Raw genomic sequence first — 25,785 nt, 5'->3', positions numbered from 1 at the left:
CGCCGATGCCCATCCGCACCGTCACGACGGCGACGGTCGCGACGCACGGCTGGCGATCCTGGGGGCGCCGGCTCGCCCGGACCTGGCGACGATCGCTGCGGTTCCGCACCGTCGCGATCACGCTGGGCGCCACGGCGCTGACGATCACCGTGGCGCTGGTGTGGATGTCGCTGGCGATCCAGAACGACCTCTTCGAGTCGCGCACCTCGCAGCTGCTCGGAGAGGCGCAGCGCGCGACCCAGTCGGCGCAGGCGACCCTGGATGCCGCCGAGGTCGGGGGCGACGTCGTCGCCGTCGACAATCTGATGGAGAGCGTGCGGACGTCCATCCAGCGGCAGTCCTCGACCGATCGCATCGCCGCCTTCCGGATCTCCTCGGAACCGTCCGCCATCGCGCCGCAGGACTTCGACTCGGCGGGTCTCCCGGCCGACCGCATCAGCGACGCGCTTCGCGCACAGGTGCAGAGCGACGACGAGCTGCAGTGGTGGCAGCCCGTCGGCTTCGCCGTCTCCGGCGGCGGGCAGGTGCCCGGCATCGTCGTCGGGCAGCAGATCGTGCTGCCGGAGGTAGGCGCCTACGAGCTGTATCTCGGGTACGACCTCGCCAGCGAGGCCCAGACGCTCGGCTTCGTCCAGATCACGCTGTGGATCGTCGGCGTGGGGCTGGTCGTCCTCATCGGCGCGATCTCGTGGATCGTGCTGCGCTCGGTCACCGAGCCGATCGCCCAGGCCGCCGAGAGCAGCTCGCGACTGGCGGCGGGAGACCTCGCGGTGCGGCTGCAGGTGCGCGGCGAGGACGAGTTCGCGACCCTCGGACGGTCCTTCAACGCGATGGCCGACAGCATCGAGTCCCAGATCAAGGAGCTGGCGGAGCTCTCGCAGGTTCAGCAGCGCTTCGTATCGGATGTCTCGCACGAGTTGCGCACGCCGCTGACGACGATCCGGCTGGCCTCCGACATGCTGAACGATCGGCGCGAGGAGTTCGATCCGGTGGCGGCGCGCGCCGCGGAGCTGCTGCACGACCAGGTGCACCGGTTCGAGGTGCTGCTGACCGATCTGCTCGAGATCAGCCGTTACGACGCGGGCTCGGTGCAGCTCGAGAGCGAGCCGACGAGCATGACGCAGCTCGCGGAGGATGTCATCGCATCGATGGCGCAGCTCGCGGAGCAGCACGGCAGCGACGTGCGCCTCGTGGCACCCGGGGGCTACTCGCCCGTGGAGATGGACCCGCGACGCGTGCGCAGGATCGTCCGCAACCTGCTGGGCAACGCGATCGAGCACGGCGAAGGCCGACCGATCGTCGTCAGCGTCGACAGCGATGCCCGAGCGGTCGCGATCGGCGTGCGCGACTACGGCCTCGGGATGCGCCCGGCCGACGCCGAGCGCGTCTTCGACCGTTTCTGGCGCGCCGATCCGTCACGCAAGCGCACCATCGGGGGCACCGGCCTGGGGCTCTCGATCGCCCTCGGCGACGCGCGGCTCCACGGCGGCACCCTGGCGGTGTGGTCCGAGCTGGGGCGCGGAACGAATTTCGTGCTCACCATCCCTCGACGCCGCGAGCCGCTCGACGGGCACTCCCCGCTCTCGGTCGATCCCGGTGAGGATGGCGTACCCTTCGACGACCTGGGCCTGACCCAGCCGATCTCCCTTCCTCGTTCCGCGAAAGGCTCGTCGTGATGCGTCTGCGCCCGGTCGCCGCCGTCCTGGGGATGCTGTTCGTGCTGCTGCTCGCGGGCTGCACGGGGCTGCCGACCTCCGGTCCGGTCGTCGCGGGCGCCCCGATCGATCAGGAAGCCGGCTCGGTCGACTTCTCGTTCCTGCCCGACGATCCGCCCCCGGGAGCAACGCCGCAGCAGATCGTCGCGGGCTTCCTCGCGGCCGGGTCGGGGCCTCGGGACGACTGGGGGACCGCCCGGCAGTTCCTCGCACCGGACTTCCGATCGTCGTGGCAGCCGACCGCGCGCGCCACGATCGACCTTCCCGGCGAACGGGTGTACACCGTCGCCGGCGACGGGACCGTCACGGTCTCCATCACCCCTGAGGCCGCGGTCGACGCGTCCGGCGCGCTGTCGGTGACCGACGGCGGATCCATGCCGCTCGACTTCGCTCTCGTCGAGGTGGACGGCGAGTGGCGCATCTCGGACGCCCCCGACGGCGTCGTGCTCGACCGCGCCCGGTTCCAAGCGGTCTTCCGCGAATACTCCGTGATGTACTTCGATCGCTCGTGGACGTATCTCGTGCCCGATCGTCGCTGGTTTCCGGCGACCAACGCGGCCACCCACATCACCGAGGCCCTCATCGACGGCGACCCGAGCCCGTGGCTGTCCGGCGCGGTGTACTCGGCGTTCCCCGAGAGCCTCGAGCTCGCGACCCGCGCGGTTCCGCTCGAGGGGGGCGTTGCACAGGTGCCGTTGTCGCAGTCTGCGCTCGCGATCGTGCCCGAGACCCGCAACCGGATGCAGGCGCAGCTCGACGCGAGCCTCCAGTCCGCCGGCATCCGCGGCGCCCAGATGTCGGTCGACGGTGAGCCGGTCGCTGCGCAGGCGGTGGACGTCCGTCCTATCCGCGTCGACGTCCGACCCGCCGTGCTCACCGAAGACGCTTTCGGGTTCCTCTCCGGCTCCGAGATCGAGCCGCTGCCCGGGCTGTCGACCGTCATCCCCGAGCTCGACCCCGAGTCGATCCAGGTGGGGACCGACCGGAGTGCGGCCGCTGTGCGCACGGCCGCCGGTGCCGTCGTGCGCGCGCGCGATGACGCCACCTTCGAGATCGTCGACGAGCGGGCGGGCCTGATCGACCCCACGATCGATCCGCAGGGATTCATCTGGAGCGTCCCCGCCAGTGCGCCGTCGGGGCTCACGGCGACCGGGGCGGACGGAACGGTCGTCTCCATCGCGAACGCCTGGCCGGGCGCATCGCAGATCTCGAGCATCGAGGTGTCACGGGACGGAACGCGCATCGCCGCCCTGGTTCGCGACGGCTCGCGCCCGGCGCTGTGGATCGCCGGCATCCTCCGCGACGACGACGGCTCGCCCGTCGGGCTCGGCGATCGTGAGACCGTGACCCAGCTGCCGGGCACGGGCATCGACGCGAGCTGGGTCGACGGTTCGACCATCGCGGTCCTCGCCGAGGACGGCGACGCCGATGTCGTCATCTCGCAGTCGGTGGGCGGGTTCGGCGAGCGGATCACGGCGCCGGCGGGGCCGGTCGCCATCGCAGCGACGAATCAGTTGCGCGCCGTGCGGCTGCTCGACGGCGAGGGCGTGCTCTACGCGCAGAAGGGCCAGGCCTGGCCGACGGTCGCGGGCGGCATCCGGGTGCTCGCCAGCCAACAGGGTTCGCCGCGCTGACTCCTCCCCACCGGCCGTGTCGGCGCTCTCTTCCACAACGGGGAGGTTCGGTGCCAGGGGCGACGCGAGCGCCTCGACAGCATGGAAGCGTGCAGCCGATCGCCTCCCGTCCCGAGTCCTGGCGAGAACACCTCGCGGACGCGCTCGACCTCCTGATGCCCGTCTGGTGCGCCGGATGCGACGCACCGGGACGCGCGCTCTGCGCGACGTGCGTCGCGGAGCTGCCGCGGCCGCGCCGGCGCGATGCCGACGGTCTCGACGTCCGGAGCCTCGCGCGGTACGAGGGCGCTGCGGCACGCATCATCCGCGCGCTCAAGGAAGACGGCCGCACCGGATTGTGCCGCCCCCTCGGCCGTCTGGTGGCAGGCCTCGTCCGCGATGCGGGGTGGGAGGACGCCGTGCTCGTTCCCGTTCCGCCGTCTCGGGCGGCCCTGCGACGACGGGGGTACGCCGTGCCCGAGATGATCGCACGGCACGGCGACGTCCGCACGGCACGTCGGCTCCGCGTGCGCGGCCGCGTCCTCGATCAGCGTCGGCTCGACCGCGCCGAGCGGCAGCGGAATGTCGCGGGCTCGTTCGTGGCACGGCCCGGCACGACGGCCGCTGTCATCGTCGACGACGTCATGACCACCGGGGCGACGCTGCGCGAGGCTCGGCGTGCGCTCCACGAGGCCGGCTCACGCGTCGTCGGGGCCGTCGTGCTCGCCGACACGCCCTTGCGGATGACGGTCGGAGATATTCCTGGCGGTTCATGAGTGACATTGCTCGCTCGCCGCACTAGCGTGGGGGAGACCAAGGCGAACGAAGGTCCGCCCTTGAACCGGGCGGACCGGAGCAAGGAGGTCAGGATGGAAACCAGCATCGTCGGCGTGGGAGTCGGGATCACGGATCGCTTCCGCACGGTGGCTGAAGAGAAGTCCAGTCGCATCGAGACGCTCGCACCCCGTGCGCAGCGCCTCGACATCAAGGTCACGCATCACGCCTACCGCAACGGGCGCATGGATGATGAGACCGTCGAACTGACCCTCACCGGAAAGGGACCGATCGTTCGGGCCGAGGCCACGGACGGCGACAAGTTCGTCGCCCTCGACCTCGCGGTCGACAAGCTCGTCGAGCAGGTGCGTCGCGCCAAGGACAAGCGGGTCGACGCGCGGAACCACCCCCGCGGGGCCAAGCTCGACAAGGGAACCGGAGCCCTGGAAGGCATCGACGTCGAACCGGCGTCGGTCGACGTCCTGCGTGCCGTGGCGACGGGCGAGGTGCCCGTCATCGGCGACTCGGCGGAGGAAGAGGACTACACGCCCGTCGTCATCCGCACGAAGGAGTTCGGTGCTGAATGGATGACCGTCGAGGAAGCCGTCGACCGGATGGAGCTCGTGGGCCACGACTTCTTCCTGTTCATCAACGCGCGCACCGACCACCCGAGCGTCGTGTATCGCCGCAAGGGCTGGGACTACGGTGTCATCTCGCTGACCGCAGCCGCCCCGCCGGAGGCCGAGCTGGCGTCCTGACCTGAGGACGACGACGGGGGCGGGTGCCATCACGGCATCCGCCCCCGTCGTGTGCCGGTCGAAACCGGGCCGTCAGTCGAACATGCCGTCGAGCATGCTGCCGATCACGAGACCGCCCAGGATGCCGCCGACCATGTTGCCGCCGCTGCCGCGACCGCCCCAGCCGCCGCCGTATCCTCCGGGGCCGCCCCAGCCGTCGTTCGGGCGCGAGCCGTCGATGTCGCGCTGGGCGAGCTGCAGGGCTTCGCCGGCGAGAGCGGCGCAGCGCCGCGCGTCGGCCAGCGCCTTCTCGCGATCGTCCTCGGGGATCGGACCGACCGGGGCGAGCCCGAGTCGCAGGCTCTCGGCCTCGGCCAGTCGCGTGCGCGCGTCCGCACCGATCCAGCCGCGGTGTCCGGCGATGACGCTGCGCGCGACGGACAACTGTCGGTCGGCGTCGTCGATGGCGTGTCGCACGTGGCTCTCGGGCGGGATCGGGCGGGCCGCCCGCTCGCGGGCGGTGTCGACGGCGACGTCCAGAGCGGCGTTCTTCTCGCGGAGCATCGACAGCTCGGCGAACGGATCGCCCTTCGACCCGGCGGGGCTGACGCGGGTCAGCGCCTGCTGGAGCTCCGCCATCGCGGTGGTGACCGCCGGGGTCTGCGGTGCCGTCCGCGCGGCGACGAGGTCGTCACGCGAGTCGGCCACGACATCGGCGAGCGTCGACTGCGCTCGCAGCGCTTCGACCTCGAAGTCGTCGACCGCGTCGAGCAGCGTGCGCGCGCGGCGCACCGCTTCGGTCGCCGTCTCCAGCGCGATGTTCGCCGGCCCGCGCTCGCCGGCAGCACGCCGGCGCTCGGCGACATCCGCCCCGTGCTCGGCGAACTCGAGGAGTCCGGCGGCCTCGTCCGCGTTCCCGCTGACCCGGTTGAGCGCGTCGGGGTGATAGCGGCTCGAGACCCGGTCGATGACGGCGCGTGCGGGGTCGATGCGCTCGCGCAGAGTGTCGACGTCGGCGCGGATGCCGGCGAGGATCTCGGGCGCCCGCCGCGCGCGCTCGATCGCCTCCGACAGGGCCGATACACGGTCGTCGAGCAGATCCTGAGCCCACTCGCACAGCTGGACGATGCGCGCGTTGCGCGTGCGCACCTCTTCCGGCGTGTCGGGGATCTCGTCGTGGTTGAGCTGCTTGAGGTGGAACGCCTCGCCGAGGTGGTGGCGCACGGCGGCGATGGCCTCGCGCAGAGGTGCCGTGGCCTCCTCGCCGAGCTCGGCCTCGGCGAAGACCATCTCGTCGCTCGTGACGCGCAGGCGCTCGTCCGCCCCGACGAGGGCGATGTCGGCCTCGCGTGCCAGGTTCGCGTCCGCGTCCGCGACGTCCTGCTGTTCCCGCTTGCGTCTGCCCCAGAATCCAGCCATGTTCCGATCCTAGGTCTCGGCGGTCGGCGGAGGAGGGGATGTCGTCGTCTCTCGCAGGCGACGCCAAGGTCACGGGCCGATAACATGGCTCCATATGCCCGTGCGTACGCGCGGGCGCGGCCGACGTGGCGTCGGCGCACCCGACAGATGGAGATCCGCTGTGGCCAACCCTCTCGAGAAACTGCTCCGCGCCGGTGAGGGCCGTGTGCTGCGCCGCCTGCAGCAGATCGTCAAGGCCGTGGGCGCGCTCGAAGAGGACTACGCCCGCCTCACCGACGACGAGCTGCGGAACGAGACCGCCGAGCTCCGCGCGCGTCACGAGGCCGGCGAGACGCTCGACCGGCTGATGCCGGAGGCGTTCGCCGCGGTCCGCGAGGCCGCCAAGCGCACGCTGGGTCAGCGCCCCTACGACGTGCAGGTCATGGGCGGTGCGGCCCTCCACCTCGGGAACATCGCCGAGATGAAGACCGGTGAGGGCAAGACGCTGACGGCCACCTTCGCGGCCTACCTGAACGCCATCGCGGGCAAGGGCGTCCACGTCATCACCGTCAACGACTTCCTCGCCTCGTACCAGTCCGAACTCATGGGTCGCGTCTATCGCGCGCTCGGCATGACGACGGGGACGATCGTCTCGGGGCAGACCCCCGAGGTCCGACGTGAGCAGTACGCGGCCGACATCACGTACGGCACCAACAACGAGTTCGGGTTCGACTACCTGCGCGACAACATGGCGTGGCGCCGCGAAGACCTCGTGCAGCGCGGCCACTTCTTCGCGGTGGTCGACGAGGTCGACTCCATCCTCATCGACGAGGCCCGGACCCCGCTCATCATCTCGGGGCCGTCGTCGGGGGAGGCGAACCGCTGGTTCGTGGAGTTCGCGCGCGTCGCCCTCACCCTCGAACCGGGTGTCGACTACGAGGTCGACGAGAAGAAGCGCACCGTCGGAGTGCTCGAGCCCGGTATCGAGAAGGTCGAGGACTACCTCGGCATCGACAACCTCTACGAGTCGGCGAACACCCCGCTCATCTCGTTCCTGAACAACTCGATCAAGGCGCGTGCCCTGTTCAAGCGCGACACCGATTACGTCGTGATGAACGGCGAGGTCATGATCGTCGACGAGCACACGGGTCGTATCCTCGTCGGCCGCCGCTACAACGAGGGCATCCACCAGGCCATCGAGGCGAAGGAAGGCGTTCCGGTCAAGGCCGAGAACCAGACGCTGGCCACAGTCACGCTGCAGAACTACTTCCGCCTCTACGACAAGCTCTCGGGCATGACCGGTACCGCCGAGACCGAGGCGGCCGAGTTCATGTCGACCTACAAGCTCGGCGTCGTCCCGATCCCGACGAACAAGCCGATGATCCGCAAGGACCAGCCCGATCTCGTCTATAAGAACGAGACCGCGAAGTTCGCGCAGGTGGTCGAGGACATCGTCGAGCGTCACGCGACGGGTCAGCCGGTGCTCGTGGGCACGACGAGCGTCGAGAAGAGCGAGTACCTCTCGCGCCTGCTCGCGAAGAAGGGCGTCAAGCACGAGGTCCTCAACGCCAAGAACCACGCCCGTGAGGCCGAGGTCGTCGCCCGCGCCGGCCGCCTGGGCGCCGTCACGGTCGCGACCAACATGGCCGGTCGCGGTACCGACGTCATGCTGGGCGGCAACGCGGAGTTCCTCGCCGTCCAGGAGATGAAGTCGCGCGGGCTCGACCCCGTCGAGACCCCGGAGGAGTACGAGGCCGCGTGGGACGAGGTCTTCGCGTCGGTCCGCGAGACCGTCGCCGAAGAGGCCGAGAAGGTCGTCGCAGCCGGTGGTCTGTACGTCCTCGGCACGGAGCGTCACGAGTCGCGCCGCATCGACAACCAGCTGCGCGGTCGTTCGGGCCGTCAGGGCGACCCCGGTGAGAGCCGGTTCTACCTGTCGCTGACGGACGACCTGATGCGTCTGTTCCAGTCGGGCGCGGCCGAGGCGATCCTTGCGCGGACGAATTTCCCCGAGGACGTCGCGATCGAGTCGTCGATGGTCTCGCGGGCGATCAAGAGCGCGCAGGCGCAGGTCGAGGCGCGCAACGCCGAGATCCGCAAGAACGTCCTCAAGTACGACGACGTGCTCAATCGTCAGCGTGAGGCGATCTACGCCGACCGCCGCCAGGTGCTCCACGGCGACGACCTGTCGGAGCGCGTGCAGCACTTCATCGAAGACGCCATCAGTGCCGTCATCGACGACCACACGTCGTCGGGCCACACCGAGAGCTGGGACTTCGACGCTCTGTGGACCGAGCTGAAGACCCTCTACCCCGTGGGTGTCACGATCGACGAGGTCGTCGCCGAAGCGGGGAACAAGGGGCGGATCACCGCCGAGGTGCTCAAGCGCGAGCTGCTCTCCGACGCGAAGATCGCCTACCAGAACCGCGAGGAGGCGCTCGGCGAACCCGCTATGCGTGAGCTCGAGCGGCGCGTCGTGCTGCAGGTGCTCGACCGCCGCTGGCGCGACCACCTCTACGAGATGGACTACCTCAAGGACGGCATCGGCCTGCGGGCCATGGCTCAGCGCGACCCGCTCATCGAGTATCAGCGCGAAGGCTACGAGATGTTCCAGTCGATGATGAGCCAGATCAAGGAGGAGTCGGTCGGCTTCCTCTACAACCTCGAGGTCGAGGTGCGCTCCGCCGAGAGCGGCGAGGTCGACGCCAAGGGGCTCACCCCGACGCCCGTCGAGACGCAGAAGCTCGAATACTCCGCCCCGAGCGACACCGGATCGGGCGAGGTCGAGGTGCGCAACGACCGCGGTCAGGTGCAGAAGAGCGCCACGGCTAAGGCCCGTCAGCACGCGGCGGAGCAGGAGGCTCCCGCCGACGGCCCCCGCGGCGCGTTCGGCCAGAAGACGGGTGCCGACGAGGATGCCGCCGACGCGGGCAACCGCGCGGCGAGGCGGGCTGCGGGCAAGAAGAAGTGATCCGGCGAGCGGGCCACGCATCGTCGATCGGCCCGCTCGACCCCCGGATATCCTGATCGGATGAACCGCCGAATCCTCGATCAGTCATCGAAGCTCAAGGACGTCCTGTACGAGATTCGCGGCAGCGCCCTGGCCGAGGCCGACCGACTGGAGGCCGACGGCCACAGGGTGCTCAAGCTCAACACCGGCAACCCCGCCATCTTCGGGTTCGAGGCCCCCTTCCAGATCGTCCGCGACATGATCGAGTCGGTGCCCAACGCGCACGGCTACAGCGACAGCCGCGGCATCCTCTCTGCGCGGCGCGCCGTCGTCTCGAGGTACGAGGAGGTTCCCGGGTTCCCGCACGTCGATCCCGACGATGTCTACCTCGGGAACGGTGTCTCCGAGCTCATCACGATGACGATGCAGGCTCTCCTCGACGAGGGTGACGAGGTGCTGATCCCAGCGCCCGACTATCCGCTGTGGACCGCCATGACGAGCCTCGGCGGCGGCAAGCCCGTGCACTACCTGTGCGACGCGACACAGGGCTGGGAGCCCGACCTCGACGACATCCGCTCGAAGGTGACCCCGCAGACGAAGGCGATCGTCGTCATCAACCCGAACAACCCCACGGGTGCGGTCTACAGCCGCGAGGTACTCGAAGGCATCGTGCAGATCGCCCGTGAGAACTCGCTCCTTCTGCTCTCGGACGAGATCTACGACCGGATCCTCTACGACGAGGCGACCCACATCCCGCTGGCGACGCTCGCTCCCGATCTCCTCTGCCTGACCTTCAACGGCCTCTCCAAGACGTACCGCGTCGCCGGATATCGGTCGGGCTGGCTCGTCATCACCGGGCCCAAGGCGCACGCGAAGGGCTTCCTCGAGGGCATCCAGCTGCTCGCATCCACGCGGCTGTGCCCGAACGTGCCGGCGCAGTTCGCGGTTCAGGCGGCGCTGTCGGGCGTGCAGTCGATCGAGGCGCTCATCGCCCCGTCGGGGCGGTTGCACGAGCAGCGGGATGCCGCATGGCAGGGTCTCGAGAGCATCCCCGGCGTGACCTGTCACAAGCCCGAGGGCGCGCTGTACGCCTTCCCGCGCCTCGACCCCGAGGTCTACGACATCCATGACGACGGCAAGCTCGTCTACGACTTCCTCGTCGCGGAACACGTGCTGCTGGTGCAGGGAACCGGCTTCAACTGGCCCGATCCGGATCACCTGCGCATCGTCACGCTGCCCGAGGCGCGCGTGCTGACCGAGGCGATCGAGCGGCTGGGCAACTTCCTCTCGTCGTACAAGCAGTAGCCCGTCACAGCAGGGCGAGCGACGTCGCGCGCCACCGCCCGTCGAGGCCTTCGAGCCGGAGCGCGACGGCCCGCGTCCGATGCGGAGTGGTGACGACCACCGTGCCCTCGACGACGCCGTCCGCCGGCTCGCACGTGCGGACCGAGACGATCGAGTGGACGGGCCGCGCCGGCGCCACCTGTCGGGCACTGCGTGCACGCGCCGCGAGATTCGCGCGCGTGACGAGAACGCGGAAAGCGTCCTCGCTCAGCCACCGAGCGAGCTGCTCGACCTCGCGCACTCCCGCCAGCACCTCGAGGACCCCGCGGGTCAGGTTGCGGATCAGTGGCTCGGGATCGGGCAGATCTGCCGTCGACGTCGGCTGCGCTGCGAAGTACTCGGCGACGTCGAGCGAGGACCCGATGCGGGGGTACCGGCGGGGTTGGTTCGCGCTCATCGACGTCATCGCACGCTCCTCCTTCCATCGGCTGTGTCAACGCCGACGAGTACAGCACACCGCCGAATCTGGCCGGATGAGAATCCTCCAACCTGTGGAAAGCGCCCTCGGGGTGCGCCGCGTCACCGCTAGCCTCACGGGGTGCGATGGCAGCGGTTCTTCGAGGATCTCGAACACCAGCTCGACTCCGAGTGGGAGGCCGAGCGAGCGGCGCTCGACACCGAGGCCGAGCGGTTGCGACTCTCGCGGCTGACTCTGCGCGAGCGGCTTCAGGAATCGATCGGCGCAGAGGTGACCGTCGATGTGGCCGCCGGTGATCCGATCCGCGGCCGCCTGACGGGGGTGGGAGCCGACTGGGTGGGCCTGGACCGCGCGGACGGCCCCGGTGCCGCCGTCGTGCCCTTCGCCGCTGCGTCGTCGGTCGTCCTCGCGGAACCTGATCTGCTCCGCAGCGCGCGTCCCGCGGGACGCGGCTCGGCGCTGTCGGAACGGATGACGCTCGGGTTCGTGCTGCGTGACCTGGCGCGCCGTCGCGTCCCCGTGCACATCGTGGTCGCGGGCGGAAAGACCTGGGCGGGGACGATCGATCGCGCGGGCGCCGACCACCTCGATCTCGCGCTGCACGACGCAGCTGAGCCGCGGCGACCGAGCGCTGTCACGGGGCACCGGATGATCGCCTACTCGGCTCTGCGGGTCCTGCACCTGCAGAGCGGCCACGGCTGAGAAGTCAGTCGCTGCGGTTCCGCCGCCCCCACAGCTCGGGGAAGCTGGCGACCTGCGACTGCTGCCACAGGGCGGCGCGGCGGGCGTCTTCGACTTGCGCGTCGAGGTAATCCTCGACGCTGGACGACTCGATCCGCCAGCGGGGCGGCGTTCCGACCTTCGCTCCGACGAGACGCCCCTCGACGGCGAGCGCGACCACTTCGTCGACCTCGATCTGCAGCATCTCCGCGACCTGGGAAGGCGTCAGGAAGCGCGCGCTGTCGGGCGTGGCGGGCATGGTCCCATTATCCGCGGGCGGATGTTCGCCCGCTCGGCTCTTGACAGCCCTGTGGACAACCAGCACGCCCGTGGCGCCGCCTCGCCCACGATGGTGGCATGGTCGCACGTACCTCGTTCCGTAACCGCATCCGTCGCGCCGACGCGCGCGTCATCATCGGTGTCGTCCTCGTGTCGATCTCCGTCGCGGGGGTCTGGGCCGTGGTGTCAGCGGCGCGGCAGACGTCCGCGGTCCTGACCTCGGCGCGGACCATCGTCGTCGGCGAGACCGTCGAGGCTGCCGATCTGCGCGTCGTGGAGGTGGCGCTCGGATCGGCTGACGACATCTATGCCGCACCTGGTGCGCTCGAGCCGGGCGGTGTCGCGACGCGGACGATCCCCGCCGGCGAGTTCGTGCCGCGCGCCGCAGTCGCATCACCGGACGACGTCGAGGTGACGACCGTCGTCGTGCAGACAGCCGGTGCCGTGCCCGGCTCCGTGTCGCCGGGGACCCGCGTCGAGGTGTGGAGTGCGCCGCAGCGCGAGCGAGGGGTCTTCGGCGAGCCGCGCATCCTCGTCCGAGAAGCCACGGTGCGCGCCGTGCAGGCCGGCGACGGGCTCATGGCACAGCAACGTTCCGCCGCTGTGGAGCTGGTGGTGGCGCGCACGGACGTCTCGGCCGCGCTCGCCGCTGTCGCGGCCGGTGACGCGGTGTCGGTGATCCCGGCCGCGGGCGGGACGCGCTGATGCGTATCGTCGTGGCGATTCCCGATGCCGCGCCGTTCACCGAGCGACTGCGCGCCGGAGGTTTCACCGAGGTCACCGCGCTCGCGCCCGAGGATGTGGCCGCCGCGGCGCACGACGCGACCTCCGCGTGGTCCGTTCCACAGGCGCGCGAGCTATCCGGTACTGCTGCCGTAATCGCAGGCGCGGACGTGCTCCTTCTCGCAGCATCCCGTTCGTGGCTCACGCGCGACGTCGTCGAGTTGTGCGACCGCACCGCGACCAGGATCGTCGCGTGGAGCCGGGGCGCGGCCGAGCATCGGGCGGCCGAGATCCTCGGGGTCGCCGTCGTCGATTCGACCACTGATGCCTTGGACGCCGTCACCGCCGTTCCCGCATCGAGTCCGGCCGTTCGATCGCGGGGGAGGGTGATCGTCGTGTGGGGTCCCGCCGGCGCGCCCGGTCGCACGACGATGTCGATCGAGATCGCTCGTGAGACGGCGCGCGATGGCCGCAGGGTCGCGCTCGCGGACGCGGACGCACACGCGCCCGCCGTCGCCGTCGCGCTGGGCGTTCCCGACGAGGGGCCGGGCCTGGCCGGCGCGTGCCGACGTGCGTCGCGCGGCGAACTGACACCGGCGGAACTGGCTCGCATCGCGGAGCCTGCGGGCGCCGTCGATGTCCTCGTCGGCATCAACCGGCCGGCGCGCTGGCCGGAACTCGGGTTCGAGCGTGTCACGCGCGTCCTCGAGACCTGTCGTGACTGGGTCGACGATGTCGTCGTCGACGTCTCGGCATCGCTCGAACGGGACGAGGCGATCGTCAGCGATCTCGACGGGCCCCGGCGCAATGCCGCGACCCTCGCCGCGCTCGAGTCGGCCGACCTGGTCGTCGCGGTCGCTGCCGCCGACCCCGTAGGGCTCTCGCGGTTTCTGCGGGCTTACCCCGAGCTGCGCGCGACCGTCGGAGCCGTCCCCGTCCACGTCGTCGTCAACAAGCTCCGGGGCGGCCCGCTCGGGATCGATCCACGAGGCCAGATCCGCCGCAGCTTCGAGCGGTACGCCGGGATCGAGCGATGCTGGTTCGTCCCGTGGGACCCGCGCGCCACCGATGCGGCTCTGCTGGCGGCCCGGCCCGTCGGCGAGGGGAACGGCCGGGGCCCCATCCCGGCAGCCGTCCGCCGACTCGTCGGCGAGGCGATCTCGCCCCCGATGCGCGCGGTCGCGGCGTCGCGCCGCCATCGTGTGACGGCGCACGCCGCGTCGTCGGGATCGGCCCCCTAGTCTGGGATGGTGTCGACCCTCAGCGATCTCGTCCATGCTCAAGGACTGTCCACCGACGCCGACGTCGAGTGGCTGCACCGCCTCGCCGGTGACGGTCAGCTGCTGGCCGATCTCGCCTTCGCCGACATCGTCATCTGGGTGCCCACCGCGGACGACTCGTTCATCGCCGTCGCGCACACCCGGCCCGGGGGAGCGGCGACCCTCTTCTACCGCGACATCGTCGGCGATCGCGTGCGCCCGCAGTGGCGCACGCAGGTGAAGGATGCCTTCACCCAGGCGCGCATCGTCGACTCGGCCTCGCCCGACTGGTTCGAGGAGACGCCCACCCGCGTACGCGCGGTGCCGATCGTCCGGGAACGGGCGACCGAGGGGCGCGCCGCCCACGTGGTCGGTGTCCTCACACGACACACGAACCTCGGTGAGGCGCGGACGCCCTCGCGTCAGCAGATCACGTTCAACGACTGCGCCGACGATCTGTTCGGGATGGTCGCCTCGTCCGACTTCCCCGATCTGAACGCCCCGACGGCTCCGCGTCGCGGCGCTCCGCGCGCATCCGACGGGCTCATCCGGCTCGACGTCGACGGCATGACCACCTTCGCCAGCCCGAACGCTCTCTCGGCCTTCAACCGGTTGGGCTTCGAGGACGAGCTCGAGGGCGAGCCTCTGATCCAGGTGGCAACGGCGATCCTTCCGAGCAAGCGCGAGTTCGACGAGTCGTTGCCGATCGTGATGGCCGGCCGTGCCCCCTGGCGCGCCGACATCGAGGCCCGCGGCGTCACGGTGTCGCTGCGCACCATCCCGCTGCGCGACCACGGCACCCGCATCGGCGCGATCGTCCTCTGCCGCGACGTGAGCGAGATCCGGCACCAGGAGCAGGAGCTCATCACGAAGGACGCGACGATCCGCGAGATCCACCATCGCGTGAAGAACAACCTGCAGACCGTCGCCTCGCTCCTGCGCATCCAGGCGCGCCGGACGCACTCCGAGGAGGCGCGTGACGCTCTCACGCAGGCGATGCGCCGGGTGTCGGCGATCGCGGTGGTGCACGACACCCTGTCGGAGGGGCTGGCACAGAACGTCGACTTCGACGAGGTGTTCGCGCGCGTCCTCAAGCTCGTCGCCGAGGTGGCGGCCGCGCCGAACACCCGCGCTCGGACGCGGTCGTCGGGGCGCTTCGGCACCCTGCCGAGCGAGTACGCGACGCCGCTCGCGCTCGCGCTCACCGAACTCGTCACGAATGCCGTCGAGCATGGGCTCGCGGGCACGGAGGGCGATGTCGAGATCGTCGCCGAGCGTTCCGCGGAGCGCCTCGAGGTGAAGGTGCGCGATTCCGGCAGCGGCCTGCCGGAGGGGCAGGTCGGGCGCGGCCTCGGCACGCAGATCGTCCGCACTCTGATCCAGGGCGAGCTCAGCGGCACGATCGACTGGCACACGCTCGTCGGCAGCGGAACCGAGGTGACCATCGAGATCCCGCTGCGCTACATCGAGCGCGACGCGGGCTGAGCGCGTCGCGGGGTCCCCGTCAACGCGCGGACCCCGCGCCGACGTGTCGGCAGCGGGGTCGGGGAGTGGGTCAGGACGCGCGGCGAGCGCGTGCAGCGCGGCGCTTCAGTGCGCGACGCTCGTCCTCGGACAGGCCGCCCCAGACGCCCGAGTCCTGGCCGGTCTCGAGGGCGTACTGCAGGCAGATCTCCGTCACGGTGCAGCGGGCGCAGACGGCCTTCGCCTTCTCGATCTGGTCGACGGCGGGGCCCGTGTTGCCCACGGGGAAGAAGAGTTCGGGGTCGACGGTCAGGCAGGCAGACTTGTCGCGCCAATCCATGTGGTGCTCCTTGGGGTGGTGATTCTGTCGGGCCGGACTCGGGTAGTCCGGTACCCTGGTTAAGTGTGCGAGCGGATGCTCGCCCCACTTCGCTGTGGGAGCACACGGCTTGATCTATCGTCCCATAGCCCGGACAGATGAATCAAGGGTGAACTGCGGATTTGCTCGCCGCCGGGCCGTGAATACCGGTATCGCGCGGCTCTGATCGAAGGTCGGATGCCATGGCCCCCACTGCTATCGAACGTCTCGCGGGAGCCGTGCTCGCCGCAGAAGCCGTCGCGTTGCTCGCGGTCGTCGGCTGGGAGATCGTGGCGCTGGTCGGCGGCGACACCATCGACGTTCCCAGCTCCGTCGCCCTCATCGTGTTGACCGCCATCGGTGCCGTAGCCCTCGCAGCATTCGCCGTGTCGGTCTGGCGCCGGGTGTCGTGGGGCCGTTCGGGCGGCATCGTCGCGCAGCTCCTGATCCTGGCGGTCGCCCTCGGCGCTGCCACGGGTCAATACGCCGACGCCGGCACCGCTGTGCTCATCGCGGTGCCGGGCGTGGTCGGCTTCGTGCTGCTGGTGGCCGCGACCCGGCGTGCAGCACGCGGCCGCGGCGACGCCTGAGTCGTCGAGGCTCTCAGTCGAGACCGAGCAGCGCGCGGACTCGCGCGACGTGACCCGTCGCCTTGACGTTGTAGAGCGCGTGCTCGATCCGGCCGTCGGCGTCGATGACGAAGGTCGATCGGATGACGCCTTCGACGGTCTTGCCGTAGTTCATCTTCTCGCCCCATGCGCCGTACGCCTCGTGCACGGCGTGGTCGGGATCGCTGAGAAGCGGATAGGTGAGCTGCTCCTGCTCGCGGAAACGGCGCAGCTTCGCCTCGTCATCGCGCGAGATTCCGATGACCTCGATGCCCGCTGCGCGCAGCGACTCGACGCTGTCGCGGAAATCGCAGGCTTCCCGCGTGCAGCCGGGAGTCATGGCCGCCGGGTAGAAGAACACGACCGTGCGCCGTCCGCGCAGGTCCGACAGCGAGAGCGTCGAGCCGTCCTGGTCGTCGAGGGAGAATTCGGGGGCGAGGTCGCCCGGTTGCAGACGCGTCATGATTCCAGCCTAGAACGGCGAACCGCCGGGTCGACCCCGGCCGAGAAGGTGCCGAGCAGGCGCTGAAGCGAGTCGAGTCGCGCCGGGCCACGTTCTCCCAGCCGGCCCTGCGCGACGGCCTCGACGATCGCACAGTCGGGCGCATCGGGAAGATGCGTGCAGCCCCGCGGGCACTCCTCGGCGACAGCGGCGAGGTCGGTGAACGCGGCGAGGATGTTGGCGGGGTCGACGTGCCCGAGGCCGAACGAGCGGACCCCGGGCGTGTCGATGACCCAACCGCGCCCGTCGGGCCCGAGATAACGAAGCGATACCGTCGAGCTCGACGTGTGGCGACCTCGGCCGGTGACTTCGTTGACGTGTCCGGTCGCCCGTGCGGCTGTCGGCACCAGGGCGTTCACGAGGGTGGACTTGCCGACGCCGGAGTGACCGACGAACACCGTGGCGTGGCCCACGAGCTTCGCCCCGAGCTCGTCGACCGGCATCCGTCCCCGCCCGCTCGTGAGCACTTCGAGGTCGTCCACCCCCTCGAAATGCGCGAGGAACGCGGCCGGGTCGGCGAGATCGGTCTTGGTCACCACGAGCAGGGGATGGATGCCGGCGTCGAGCGCCGCGATGAGGTAGCGGTCGACCAGGCGCGGGCGGGGCTCAGGGTCGGCTGCGGCCACCACGATGACCATCTGATCGGCGTTAGCCACGACGATCCGCTCCACCTGGTCGGTGTCGTCCGCGCTGCGGCGGAGCAGCGTCGTGCGTGGTTCGATGCCGACGATGCGTCCGAGAGTGCCTTCGTCTCCCGACACGTCGCCGACCACGCGTGCCCGGTCGCCGCTGACGATGGGCTGCTTCCGCAGCTCGCGAGCGCGCACCGCGAGCGTAGTGTGCTCGTCGTCGCCGTCCTCGTCGATGAGCACGGTGTAGCGGCCGCGGTCGACACCCACCACGCGCGCCACCTGGGCGTCGCTGTGGGCGGGTCGCCGCTTGGTGCGCGGCCGATTCGCCTTCGGATTCGGACGCATCCGGATGTCGGACTCGTCGTACTCCTCGTCGAGGTCGTCGTCGCCGCCGAGCCAGCTCACCCGGCGACCTGCGCGTCGGATCCGAGCATCTCTGCCCACAGCCGGGGGAACTCGGGCATCGTCTTCGCGGTCGTGCCAATGTCATCGACCTCGACGCCCGGGACGCGCAGGCCGATGATCGCCCCCGCCGTCGCCATCCGGTGGTCGTGGTGCGCCCGCCAGAGCCCGCCGCGCAGCGGCGTGGGCGTGATGCGGATGCCGTCCTCGAGCTCTTCGGCCGAGCCGCCGAGCGCTCGGAGGTTGCCCACGAGAGCGGCGATGCGGTCGGTCTCATGGCCGCGGATGTGGCCGATGCCGTGCAGTGTGCTCGGCGAGTCGGCGAACGCCGCGAGCGCGAAGAGCGACGGGGTCAGCTCGCTCGCCGCCGACAGGTCGAGGTCGACGCCGCGCAGCTCGCCGGTTCCGGAGACCGCGAGAACACCGCTGCGTCGCGTCACGCGGGCGCCCATCTCGGTCAGGATGTCGACGAGCAGCGCACCCGGCTGGGTCGAGTGCACGGGCCAGTGCGGGATGGTCACCCGTCCGCCGGTCAGCGCGGCCGCGGCCAGGAAGGGGGCCGCGTTGGACAGGTCGGGCTCGATCGTGAGCTCTTTGCCGCGGAGCGGACCGGCGGGGACGAGCCACTCGCTGTCGCTCGGACGCTCGACGTTCACGCCACGGTGGCCGAGGGCCTCGACCGTCATGTCGATGTGCGGCAGGCTCGGCAGGCGGTGACCGTCGTGCACGAGGCGGAGCCCGACATCGAACCGGGGCGCCGCCAGCAGGAGCCCCGAGACGAACTGGCTCGAGGCGCTGGCGTCGATCGTGACCTCGCCGCCGCGAACGTGGCCGTGCCCGTGCACGAGGAACGGCAGCGTCCACCGGCCGCCGTCGTCGATGTCGACGCCGAGCTCGCGGAGGCTCCGGATCATCTCCGCCATGGGTCGGTGCAGGGCGCTCTCGTGGGCCGTGACGGTGACCTCGCCGCGCGCGAGTCCGGCGAGGGGAGTGACGAAGCGCATGACGGTGCCGGCTTGCCCGCAGTCGACCACGGCATCGGCCGGTTCCGCCCCGAGCGGCGTCACGACGAGGTCGGGGCCGAAACGGCCCTCGCCGGGCACGGCTTCGATCTGGGCGCCGAGAGCTCGCAGCGCGTCGATCATGCGCGCGGAATCGTCGGAATGCAGCGGCGCGATCAGGCGGGAGGGGGTCTCGGCGAGGGCCGAGAGCACCAGCTCGCGATTGGTGAGCGACTTCGATCCGGGCACGGCGACCTCGGCTCGGACGGGGGCATCGGCGACGGGCGCGCGCCACGGCGCGCCGACGTCGGCGGGACGGGGGGAATACGCGGCTGTGCTCATGGGTTTCCACAGTATCGAACGCCCTCGTGCTGTCGAGGTCGTTGGTCCTACCGAGTGAGAGGAGCCCATGATCGCACTCGCCGATCCTGCGGTCGCGCCGTGGGACGCCCACGTAGACTGGCCGCTGATGGAAGAGCAAGCGGTCACCGATCCGAGCGCCCAGTTCGAGGAGCAGGCGCTCCCGTTCATGGACCAGCTTTACGCCGCCGCCATGCGGATGACCCGCAATCCCGCTGACGCAGCGGACCTCGTGCAAGAGACGTTCGTCAAAGCGTTCGCCTCGTGGTCGTCCTTCACGCAGGGGACCAACCTCAAGGCGTGGCTGTACCGGATCCTGACCAACACCTACATCAACACCTACCGCAAGAAGCAGCGGGAGCCCTACCAGGGCACCATCGACGACCTCGAGGACTGGCAGCTGGGAGGAGCGGAATCCACCACCGCATCCCGGAGCCGCTCCGCCGAGGCTGAAGCGATCGACCACATGCCGGCGTCCGCGGTCAAGGACGCGCTGCAGTCGATCCCCGAGGATTTCCGGTTGGCGGTGTACCTCGCCGACGTCGAGGGCTTCGCCTACCAGGAGATCGCCGACATCATGAAAACCCCGATCGGCACGGTCATGAGCCGTCTGCACCGTGGCAGACGCCTGTTGCGTGACCTGCTGGCCGACTATGCGAAGGAGCGGGGCATCGAGATGCCCCCCACGAGGAGCAAGAAATGAGTGACTGCGGCTGCGAGAAGGCGCGACGCGATCTGGAAGAGTACCTGCGCAACGAGGTCTGCAAGACCGAGCACGCCGACATCCGGGAGCACCTCGCGTCATGCCCGGCTTGTCGCGACGAGGCCCTGGTGTCGCGCACGCTCACCGAGGTCGTCGCCCGAGCGTGCCGGGAATCGGCGCCCGAGGAGCTGCGCGACCAGGTCCTGGCGCGTCTGCGGGAGGCCCAGGAGGCCGCACACGCCTGAGCGCGCTCTACGCTCCGGCGTGGTGTGATGGCCTGAGCGCTCGACCACGAGAGTGAAAAGGGGGCGGACGTTCGCACGTCCGCCCCTTTTTCGCTACCTCTGGCTCAAAGAGTGAGCGCCTGCTCGATCAGCTTCGCCTGCTCGACCGCGTGCACCTTCGGCGAACCGGTCGCCGTCGACGCCGCAGCGGGCCGGGTGATGCCGCGCACCGAGCGGCCGTCGAGCTTTGCGGCGGCTTCGAGCGCGATGAAGGGCCACGCGCCCTGGTTCTCGGGCTCGTCCTGGACCCAGACGACCTCGGCATTCGGGTAGCCCGCGAGGACCGCCTTCAGCTCATCGATGGGCGCCGGGTAGAACTGCTCGAGCCGCACGAGCGCGATCGCCGGGTTCGGCTTCTTGTCGAGCTCCGACTTCAGGTCCCAGTGGATCTTGCCCGAGTGCAGCAGTACCCGCTTGACGGCGCTCTTGTCGGTGATCGCGGTGTCGTCGATCACGGGCTCGAACTTGCCGTTTTGGAAGTCCTCGACCGGGCTCGTCGCGCCGCGCAGGCGCAGCATCGCCTTCGGCGTGAACACGACCAGCGGACGGCGCGGACGTGCGTAAGCCTGGCGGCGCAGCAGGTGGAAGTACGACGCGGGGGTGGAGGGCCGCGCGACCGTCATGTTGTCCTGAGCGCACATCTGCAGGTAGCGCTCGATGCGAGCCGACGAGTGATCCGGCCCCTGGCCCTCGTAGCCGTGGGGGAGCAGCAGGACGACGCCCGACTGCTGGGCCCACTTCTGCTCGGCCGACGAGATGAACTCGTCGATGACCGACTGCGCGCCGTTGGCGAAGTCGCCGAACTGGGCCTCCCAGAGCACGAGCGAGTCCGCGCGCTCTACCGAATAGCCGTACTCGAACGCCATGGCCGCGTACTCGCTCAGCAGCGAGTCGTAGACGTAGAAGCGGCCCTGGTTCTCGGACAGGTTCGCGAGCGGCAGCCACTCCTGGCCGTTCGAGCGGTCGTGGAGGACGGCGTGACGCTGTACGAACGTTCCGCGACGCGCATCCTGACCGGCGAGGCGGACGTTCGTGCCCTCCATGAGCAGCGAGCCGAACGCGAAGAGCTCGCCCATCGCCCAGTCGATGTTGCCGTTGCGGCTCATGTCGTGACGCTTGTCGAGCAGCTGCTTGAGCTTGCCGTGCACCGTGAAGTTCTCGGGGGCGTTGACGAACGCGTCGCCGATCTGATGGATGACGTCTTCACCGACACCCGTCGTCTCGGGGGCGCCGACGGCCTGATCGATCGGTCCCGACAGGCCCACCGGGCCGGACGCGCCGGTCTCGGCGGCGTGCGTCTCGGCGAACGCGACCTCGAGGCGGTCCTGGAAGTCGCGCTTGGCCTGCTCGTACTCTTCCTCGGTGATGTCGCCGCGTCCGACCAGCGACTCGGTGTAGAGCCGGCGGACCGAGCGCTTGGCCTCGATGAGGTTCGTCATGAGGGGCTGGGTCATCGACGGGTCGTCGCCCTCGTTGTGACCGCGACGGCGGTAGCAAACGAGGTCGATCACGACGTCGCGCTTGAACTCCTGGCGGTAGCGGAACGCGAGCTGCGCGACGTGCACGACGGCCTCGGGGTCGTCGCCGTTGACGTGGAAGATCGGCGCCTGGATGGTCTTGGCGACGTCCGTCGCGTAGACCGAGCTGCGGGCGTCGAGGGGGAGCGTCGTGAAGCCGACCTGGTTGTTGACCACGACGTGGACCGTGCCGCCGGTCCGGTACCCGCGCAGCTGCGACATCTGCAGCGTCTCGACGACGACGCCCTGACCGGCGAACGCGGCGTCGCCGTGGACGAGGATCGGCAGCCACGAGAACGAGCCGATCGGGCCGCGGTCCTGCTTGGCGCGCACGATGCCCTCGAGAACGCCGTCGACGGTCTCGAGGTGCGACGGGTTCGCGGCGAGGTACACCGGCAGTTCGTCGCCCTCATCGCCGACGAAGGTGCCCTCGGTGCCGAGGTGGTACTTCACGTCGCCCGAGCCGCTCTTCGAACCGATCGCGACGGAGCCCTCGAACTCGCGGAAGACCTGGCCGTAGGTCTTGCCGGCGATGTTCGTCAGGACGTTGAGACGGCCGCGGTGGGCCATGCCGATCGCGGCGCCCTCGAGGCCCGTGCGCGCCGCGCCCTGGAGGACCTCGTCGAGCAGCGGGATCAGCGACTCGCCGCCCTCGAGGCTGAAGCGCTTCTGGCCGACGTACTTGGTCTGCAGGAAGGTCTCGAACGCCTCGGCCTGGTTGAGCTTGCCGAGGATGCGCAGCTGCTCGTCGTGACCGGGCTTCTGGTACTTGACCTCGACGTTGTCCTGGAACCACTTGCGCTGCTCGGGATCCTGGATGTGCATGTACTCGATGCCGATCGTGCGGCAGTACGAGTCGCGCAGAACGCCGAGGATCTCGCGGAGCTTCATGACGCGCTTGCTGCCGAACCCGCCGGTGACGAACTCGCGGTCGAGGTCCCAGAAGGTCAGACCGTGCTGCTCGATCTCGAGGTCGGGGTGCGTGCGCTGGCGGTACTCGAGCGGGTCGATGTCGGCCATGAGGTGGCCGCGCACCCGGTAGGAGTTGATGAGCTCCTGCACGCGGGCCGTCTTGTCGACGCGCTCGGCGAGGTCGACGTTGATGTCGGTCGACCACTGGATGGGCGCATAGGGAATGCGCAGGGCGGCGAAGATCTCGTCGTAGAAGCCGTTCTTGCCGATCAGCAGCTCGTGGACGGTCTTGAGGAACTCGCCCGAGCCGGCACCCTGGATGACGCGGTGGTCGTAGGTGCTGGTGAGAGTGATGGTCTTGCCGATGCCGAGGTTGACGAGCGTCTTCTCGCTCGAGCCCTGGAACTCGGCCGGGTAGTCGAGCGCGCCGGCGCCGATGATGCTGCCCTGGCCGCGCATGAGCCGCGGAACCGAGTGCACCGTGCCGATGCCGCCGGGGTTGGTCAGCGAGATCGTCGTGCCCTGGAAGTCGGCAGCGGTGAGCTTGTTCTTGCGAGCACGGCTGACCAGGTCTTCGTAGGCGGCCAGGTACTCGCCGAAGCTGAGCGACTCGGCGCGCTTGATGCTCGGCACCATGAGCGCGCGAGTGCCGTCGGGCTTGGGGAGGTCGATCGCGATGCCGAGGCCGACGTGCGCGTGCGCGATCACCGACGGCTTGCCGTCGACCTCTGCGTACGAGACGTTCTGGCTCGGGAAGGCCTTGAGCGCCTGGATGAGCGCCCAGCCGATGAGGTGGGTGAAGCTGATCTTGCCGCCGCGCGTGCGCGACATGTGGTTGTTGATGACGATGCGGTTGTCGATCATCAGCTTGGCGGGGATGGTGCGCACACTCGTCGCGGTCGGCACCGTGAGCGAGTCGTCCATGTTCGCCGCGAGGGTCTTCGGCATGCCGCGCAGCGGGGTGACGACATCCTCGCGCTGCTCGACCTCAGCGGCGGGGGTCGTCGGGGCCTGCGCGGGCACCGGCTGCGCGGCGGCGGGCCGAGCCGTCGTGCGAGCGACCGGCTGCGAGCCGACCGTCGGCACCGGGGCCGTCACGGGGTGCGACGCCGCCGCGGGCTGCGCGGGGGCGGGTTGCGCGGGAGCGGTGGCGGCGGGCTGCGCCGGGGCGGACCCGGCGGGCTGGGAAGCGCCGCCGTTCACGTGAGCGGCGTAGGCCTCGAGCGTCGGCCACCACTCCTTGTCCACCGAGTTCTTGTCTTCGCGGAACTGTTCGTACAGTTCCGCGACGAGCCATTCGTTCGCCCCGAACTCGCCGTCGTTCGAGGTTCCGATTCCGGTCGCCTGGCTGGACACGGCAGATCGCCTGCTTTCATCGGTGAAGATCGGTTCTCACGGCGGTCGTCCGCCGCCGCGCACAGTCTCCTAGGGTAGCCCAGATCAACGGGCCGGATGCCGCGGCGACACCCGTGGTATCGCATCGTGATGGAGCCCGCCCGGCCCTCTCGCCGCACGCCCGGCTGTCTGTCGGGTCCGCGGCGTAGCGTATGGAGCATGCGTTTCTCCGGTGCTGAGCCCACGGTCGACCTGACGTACTCCGACGTCTTCCTCGTGCCCCGCCGGTCTGCGATCACGAGTCGGCTCGATGTCGACCTCGCCCCCGGCGACGGCACGGCGGCCACGCTGCCGATCGTCTCGGCGAACATGAACTCCGTCACCGGCCCGCGTCTGGCCGCCACGCTCGCCCGCCGCGGCGGACTCGGCGTGCTGCCGCAGGACATGCCGCTGCAGGACCTCGACGCCGCCATCCGGTGGGTCAAGGCTCAGCCGGTCGCATGGGACACCCCTATCGTGCTCTCACCGGATGCCACGGTCGCCGAGGCATCCCGCATCCTTCCCGCGCTGGATGGGCACGGCATCGTGGTCGCGGACCCGTCGGCGCCGACGCTGCGTATCGACGACATCACCGGGATCGTTCCCGCGGCCCGCCTGGCCACCGCCCTGCCGGACGCCCGCCTGGGCGACCTGGTACGCGACCGTGCGACCGCGATCGACGCCGATGACGTCTCCGGTCCTCGCGCCGCCTTCGACCTCATCGACGCGGCCGATGTACCGGTCGTCGCGATGCTCCATCAGGGTGCGCTCGTCGGCACGCTGTCGCGTCGCAGTGCGCTGCGCACCGCGATCTACCGCCCCGCCGTCGACGGCGACGGACGTCTCATCGTCGCGGCGGCGATCGGGATCAACGGCGACGCCGCAGCCAAGGCGCGGGCGCTCGCCGCCGCGGGCGTCGATGTGCTCGTCGTCGACACCGCCCACGGGCACCAGGAGGGGATGCTGCGCGCGCTGCGCGAGGTCGCGGCGCTCGATCTCGGTCTGCCGATCGTCGCAGGCAACATCGTCACGGCCGACGGCGTCGCAGACCTCGTGGAAGCGGGAGCCACGATCCTCAAGGTCGGCGTCGGCCCCGGAGCGATGTGCACGACCCGCATGATGACGGCCGTCGGGCGGCCGCAGTTCTCCGCCGTGCTCGAGACCGCGCAGGCCGCAGCGGAGCGCGGAGCCCATGTCTGGGCCGACGGGGGAGTCCGCTATCCCCGGGACGTGGCGCTGGCGCTCGCCGCGGGCGCGGCATCCGTCATGATCGGCTCCTGGTTCGCCGGCACGATCGAGTCGCCCGGCGAGGTCCAGCTTGACGACGAGGGGCGTGCGTTCAAGGAGTCGTGGGGCATGGCCTCGACGAAGGCCGTCGTCGGCCGGTTCGGGCGCCTCGACGCCTACGAGCGAGCCCGCAAGGAGCTGTTCGCCGAGGGCATCTCGTCGTCGCGGATCTACCTCGACCCGCTGCGCCCGGGCGTCGAGGATCTGCTCGACATGATCACCTCGGGTGTGCGCTCGTCGTTCACCTACGCGGGAGCCGCGACGGTGGCAGAGTTCCATGAGCGCGCGACGGTCGGCCTCCAGTCGGCCGCCGGCTACGAAGAGGGCAAGGCGCTTCCCGTCAGCTGGTAGGGCTCGCCGCCCGCGCGTCGACTGTGCTTTGGGCGCAGTTCGCCAGATAGCACGCGGTTCATACTGCGACCGACGACCGAAGGTGCGCCCGATGGCAAGG

The 25,785-nt window shown here is 70.2% G+C and carries 22 protein-coding genes; 14 read left to right on the top strand and 8 right to left on the bottom strand.

Annotated features, from left to right (window positions below):
* The first annotated feature begins 5 nt into the window (after positions 1–5).
* The 4 genes from mtrB to hpf all read left to right on the top strand — a co-directional run bounded on the left by mtrB (position 6) and on the right by hpf (position 4,860).
* The gene (mtrB, locus tag O1W71_RS10655; RefSeq protein ID WP_269267813.1) at positions 6–1,676 is read left to right on the top strand and encodes an MtrAB system histidine kinase MtrB; all 1,671 of its coding nucleotides are present in this window, start codon (positions 6–8) and stop codon (positions 1,674–1,676) included.
* Positions 1,676–3,349: an LpqB family beta-propeller domain-containing protein gene (locus O1W71_RS10650; protein ID WP_114588516.1), complete on the top strand. Its 1,674-nt coding sequence runs from the start codon at positions 1,676–1,678 to the stop codon at positions 3,347–3,349. The genes mtrB and O1W71_RS10650 overlap by 1 nt, the downstream gene beginning before the upstream one ends.
* An 89-nt stretch (positions 3,350–3,438) precedes the next feature.
* On the top strand, positions 3,439–4,104 hold the full coding sequence (locus O1W71_RS10645) for a ComF family protein (RefSeq protein WP_269267812.1): 666 nt from the start codon (positions 3,439–3,441) through the stop codon (positions 4,102–4,104).
* Positions 4,105–4,197: 93 nt separating this feature from the next.
* Positions 4,198–4,860 (top strand): ribosome hibernation-promoting factor, HPF/YfiA family, encoded by a 663-nt coding sequence (hpf, locus tag O1W71_RS10640; protein ID WP_112617340.1) that lies wholly within the window; start codon positions 4,198–4,200, stop codon positions 4,858–4,860.
* A gap of 72 nt (positions 4,861–4,932) precedes the next feature.
* On the opposite strand, the gene O1W71_RS10635 is transcribed toward hpf, so the two are convergent.
* Positions 4,933–6,258 (bottom strand): hypothetical protein, encoded by a 1,326-nt coding sequence (locus O1W71_RS10635; RefSeq protein ID WP_269267811.1) that lies wholly within the window; start codon positions 6,256–6,258, stop codon positions 4,933–4,935.
* A gap of 160 nt (positions 6,259–6,418) precedes the next feature.
* Between O1W71_RS10635 and secA the strand changes: the two genes are divergently transcribed.
* Both secA and O1W71_RS10625 read left to right on the top strand, forming a co-directional pair.
* Positions 6,419–9,208 (top strand): preprotein translocase subunit SecA, encoded by a 2,790-nt coding sequence (gene secA / locus O1W71_RS10630; protein WP_269267809.1) that lies wholly within the window; start codon positions 6,419–6,421, stop codon positions 9,206–9,208.
* Between the two features lie 60 nt (positions 9,209–9,268).
* Positions 9,269–10,492, top strand: a complete 1,224-nt coding sequence (locus O1W71_RS10625) for a pyridoxal phosphate-dependent aminotransferase (RefSeq protein ID WP_269267808.1) — start codon at positions 9,269–9,271, stop codon at positions 10,490–10,492.
* 4 nt (positions 10,493–10,496) lie between these two features.
* Here O1W71_RS10625 and O1W71_RS10620 read toward each other — a convergent pair whose 3' ends face one another.
* Positions 10,497–10,928: an Rv3235 family protein gene (locus O1W71_RS10620; protein WP_269268040.1), complete on the bottom strand. Its 432-nt coding sequence runs from the start codon at positions 10,926–10,928 to the stop codon at positions 10,497–10,499.
* Between the two features lie 141 nt (positions 10,929–11,069).
* On the opposite strand from O1W71_RS10620, the gene O1W71_RS10615 reads away from it, so the two are divergent.
* On the top strand, positions 11,070–11,651 hold the full coding sequence (locus O1W71_RS10615; protein ID WP_269267807.1) for a hypothetical protein: 582 nt from the start codon (positions 11,070–11,072) through the stop codon (positions 11,649–11,651).
* A 4-nt stretch (positions 11,652–11,655) separates the two neighbouring features.
* Here the strand turns inward: O1W71_RS10615 and O1W71_RS10610 are convergent, their stop codons facing one another.
* Positions 11,656–11,928, bottom strand: a complete 273-nt coding sequence (locus O1W71_RS10610; RefSeq protein ID WP_112617334.1) for a helix-turn-helix domain-containing protein — start codon at positions 11,926–11,928, stop codon at positions 11,656–11,658.
* A 98-nt stretch (positions 11,929–12,026) separates the two neighbouring features.
* Here O1W71_RS10610 and O1W71_RS10605 point away from each other — a divergent pair, with 98 nt between their 5' ends.
* Genes O1W71_RS10605 through O1W71_RS10595 form a run of 3 tightly spaced genes read left to right on the top strand, consistent with a single transcriptional unit; the run spans position 12,027 to position 15,415 of the window.
* A complete protein-coding gene (locus O1W71_RS10605) occupies positions 12,027–12,653 on the top strand; it encodes an SAF domain-containing protein (RefSeq protein WP_269267805.1) in 627 nt (208 codons plus the stop codon).
* Positions 12,653–13,912 (top strand): AAA family ATPase, encoded by a 1,260-nt coding sequence (locus tag O1W71_RS10600; RefSeq protein ID WP_269267804.1) that lies wholly within the window; start codon positions 12,653–12,655, stop codon positions 13,910–13,912. The genes O1W71_RS10605 and O1W71_RS10600 overlap by 1 nt, the downstream gene beginning before the upstream one ends.
* 9 nt (positions 13,913–13,921) lie before the next feature.
* Positions 13,922–15,415: a sensor histidine kinase gene (locus O1W71_RS10595; RefSeq protein WP_269268039.1), complete on the top strand. Its 1,494-nt coding sequence runs from the start codon at positions 13,922–13,924 to the stop codon at positions 15,413–15,415.
* Between the two features lie 70 nt (positions 15,416–15,485).
* On the opposite strand, the gene O1W71_RS10590 is transcribed toward O1W71_RS10595, so the two are convergent.
* A complete protein-coding gene (locus O1W71_RS10590; protein ID WP_023955350.1) occupies positions 15,486–15,734 on the bottom strand; it encodes a WhiB family transcriptional regulator in 249 nt (82 codons plus the stop codon).
* 221 nt (positions 15,735–15,955) lie between these two features.
* Between O1W71_RS10590 and O1W71_RS10585 the strand changes: the two genes are divergently transcribed.
* Positions 15,956–16,342 carry a histidine kinase gene (locus tag O1W71_RS10585; RefSeq protein WP_269267803.1) on the top strand — a complete coding sequence of 129 codons (387 nt, stop codon included), beginning with the start codon at positions 15,956–15,958 and terminating at the stop codon, positions 16,340–16,342.
* A 13-nt stretch (positions 16,343–16,355) separates the two neighbouring features.
* Here O1W71_RS10585 and bcp read toward each other — a convergent pair whose 3' ends face one another.
* From bcp to aroA, 3 genes are read right to left on the bottom strand one after another with little or no spacing between them, the layout of a single operon-like run.
* Positions 16,356–16,823 carry a thioredoxin-dependent thiol peroxidase gene (gene bcp, locus O1W71_RS10580; protein WP_112617330.1) on the bottom strand — a complete coding sequence of 156 codons (468 nt, stop codon included), beginning with the start codon at positions 16,821–16,823 and terminating at the stop codon, positions 16,356–16,358.
* Positions 16,820–17,899 (bottom strand): ribosome small subunit-dependent GTPase A, encoded by a 1,080-nt coding sequence (gene rsgA, locus O1W71_RS10575; protein ID WP_269267802.1) that lies wholly within the window; start codon positions 17,897–17,899, stop codon positions 16,820–16,822. Before rsgA ends, bcp begins: the two co-directional genes overlap by 4 nt.
* A complete protein-coding gene (aroA, locus tag O1W71_RS10570) occupies positions 17,896–19,239 on the bottom strand; it encodes a 3-phosphoshikimate 1-carboxyvinyltransferase (protein ID WP_269267801.1) in 1,344 nt (447 codons plus the stop codon). The genes rsgA and aroA overlap by 4 nt, the downstream gene beginning before the upstream one ends.
* A gap of 67 nt (positions 19,240–19,306) precedes the next feature.
* Here aroA and O1W71_RS10565 point away from each other — a divergent pair, with 67 nt between their 5' ends.
* Positions 19,307–19,960, top strand: a complete 654-nt coding sequence (locus tag O1W71_RS10565) for a sigma-70 family RNA polymerase sigma factor (protein ID WP_378719613.1) — start codon at positions 19,307–19,309, stop codon at positions 19,958–19,960.
* The gene (locus O1W71_RS10560; protein ID WP_269267800.1) at positions 19,957–20,205 is read left to right on the top strand and encodes a zf-HC2 domain-containing protein; all 249 of its coding nucleotides are present in this window, start codon (positions 19,957–19,959) and stop codon (positions 20,203–20,205) included. The genes O1W71_RS10565 and O1W71_RS10560 overlap by 4 nt, the downstream gene beginning before the upstream one ends.
* Positions 20,206–20,309: 104 nt before the next feature.
* Here the strand turns inward: O1W71_RS10560 and O1W71_RS10555 are convergent, their stop codons facing one another.
* Positions 20,310–24,029: a multifunctional oxoglutarate decarboxylase/oxoglutarate dehydrogenase thiamine pyrophosphate-binding subunit/dihydrolipoyllysine-residue succinyltransferase subunit gene (locus O1W71_RS10555; protein ID WP_269267799.1), complete on the bottom strand. Its 3,720-nt coding sequence runs from the start codon at positions 24,027–24,029 to the stop codon at positions 20,310–20,312.
* A 198-nt stretch (positions 24,030–24,227) separates the two neighbouring features.
* On the opposite strand from O1W71_RS10555, the gene O1W71_RS10550 reads away from it, so the two are divergent.
* Positions 24,228–25,685, top strand: a complete 1,458-nt coding sequence (locus O1W71_RS10550) for a GuaB1 family IMP dehydrogenase-related protein (protein WP_269267798.1) — start codon at positions 24,228–24,230, stop codon at positions 25,683–25,685.
* Positions 25,686–25,785 lie beyond the last annotated feature (100 nt).

This window comes from Microbacterium sp. H37-C3 (assembly GCF_027157935.1).
Lineage (GTDB): Bacteria > Actinomycetota > Actinomycetes > Actinomycetales > Microbacteriaceae > Microbacterium > Microbacterium plantarum.
The sequence above is the reverse complement of the archived record's forward strand: the minus strand, read 5'-3'. Positions and strand labels throughout refer to the sequence as shown.

Bases quoted from the DNA above. Each gene is read 5' to 3' on its own strand.
- mtrB (WP_269267813.1), top strand. From the start codon at position 6: ATGCCCATCCGCACCGTCACGACGGCGACGGTCGCGACGCACGGCTGG.
- O1W71_RS10650 (WP_114588516.1), top strand. From the start codon at position 1,676: ATGCGTCTGCGCCCGGTCGCCGCCGTCCTGGGGATGCTGTTCGTGCTG.
- hpf (WP_112617340.1), top strand. From the start codon at position 4,198: ATGGAAACCAGCATCGTCGGCGTGGGAGTCGGGATCACGGATCGCTTC.
- O1W71_RS10635 (WP_269267811.1), bottom strand. From the start codon at position 6,258: ATGGCTGGATTCTGGGGCAGACGCAAGCGGGAACAGCAGGACGTCGCG.
- O1W71_RS10625 (WP_269267808.1), top strand. From the start codon at position 9,269: ATGAACCGCCGAATCCTCGATCAGTCATCGAAGCTCAAGGACGTCCTG.
- O1W71_RS10620 (WP_269268040.1), bottom strand. From the start codon at position 10,928: ATGAGCGCGAACCAACCCCGCCGGTACCCCCGCATCGGGTCCTCGCTC.
- O1W71_RS10610 (WP_112617334.1), bottom strand. From the start codon at position 11,928: ATGCCCGCCACGCCCGACAGCGCGCGCTTCCTGACGCCTTCCCAGGTC.
- O1W71_RS10605 (WP_269267805.1), top strand. From the start codon at position 12,027: ATGGTCGCACGTACCTCGTTCCGTAACCGCATCCGTCGCGCCGACGCG.
- O1W71_RS10600 (WP_269267804.1), top strand. From the start codon at position 12,653: ATGCGTATCGTCGTGGCGATTCCCGATGCCGCGCCGTTCACCGAGCGA.
- O1W71_RS10590 (WP_023955350.1), bottom strand. From the start codon at position 15,734: ATGGATTGGCGCGACAAGTCTGCCTGCCTGACCGTCGACCCCGAACTC.
- O1W71_RS10585 (WP_269267803.1), top strand. From the start codon at position 15,956: ATGGCCCCCACTGCTATCGAACGTCTCGCGGGAGCCGTGCTCGCCGCA.
- bcp (WP_112617330.1), bottom strand. From the start codon at position 16,823: ATGACGCGTCTGCAACCGGGCGACCTCGCCCCCGAATTCTCCCTCGAC.
- aroA (WP_269267801.1), bottom strand. From the start codon at position 19,239: ATGAGCACAGCCGCGTATTCCCCCCGTCCCGCCGACGTCGGCGCGCCG.
- O1W71_RS10565 (WP_378719613.1), top strand. From the start codon at position 19,307: ATGATCGCACTCGCCGATCCTGCGGTCGCGCCGTGGGACGCCCACGTA.
- O1W71_RS10560 (WP_269267800.1), top strand. From the start codon at position 19,957: ATGAGTGACTGCGGCTGCGAGAAGGCGCGACGCGATCTGGAAGAGTAC.
- O1W71_RS10550 (WP_269267798.1), top strand. From the start codon at position 24,228: ATGCGTTTCTCCGGTGCTGAGCCCACGGTCGACCTGACGTACTCCGAC.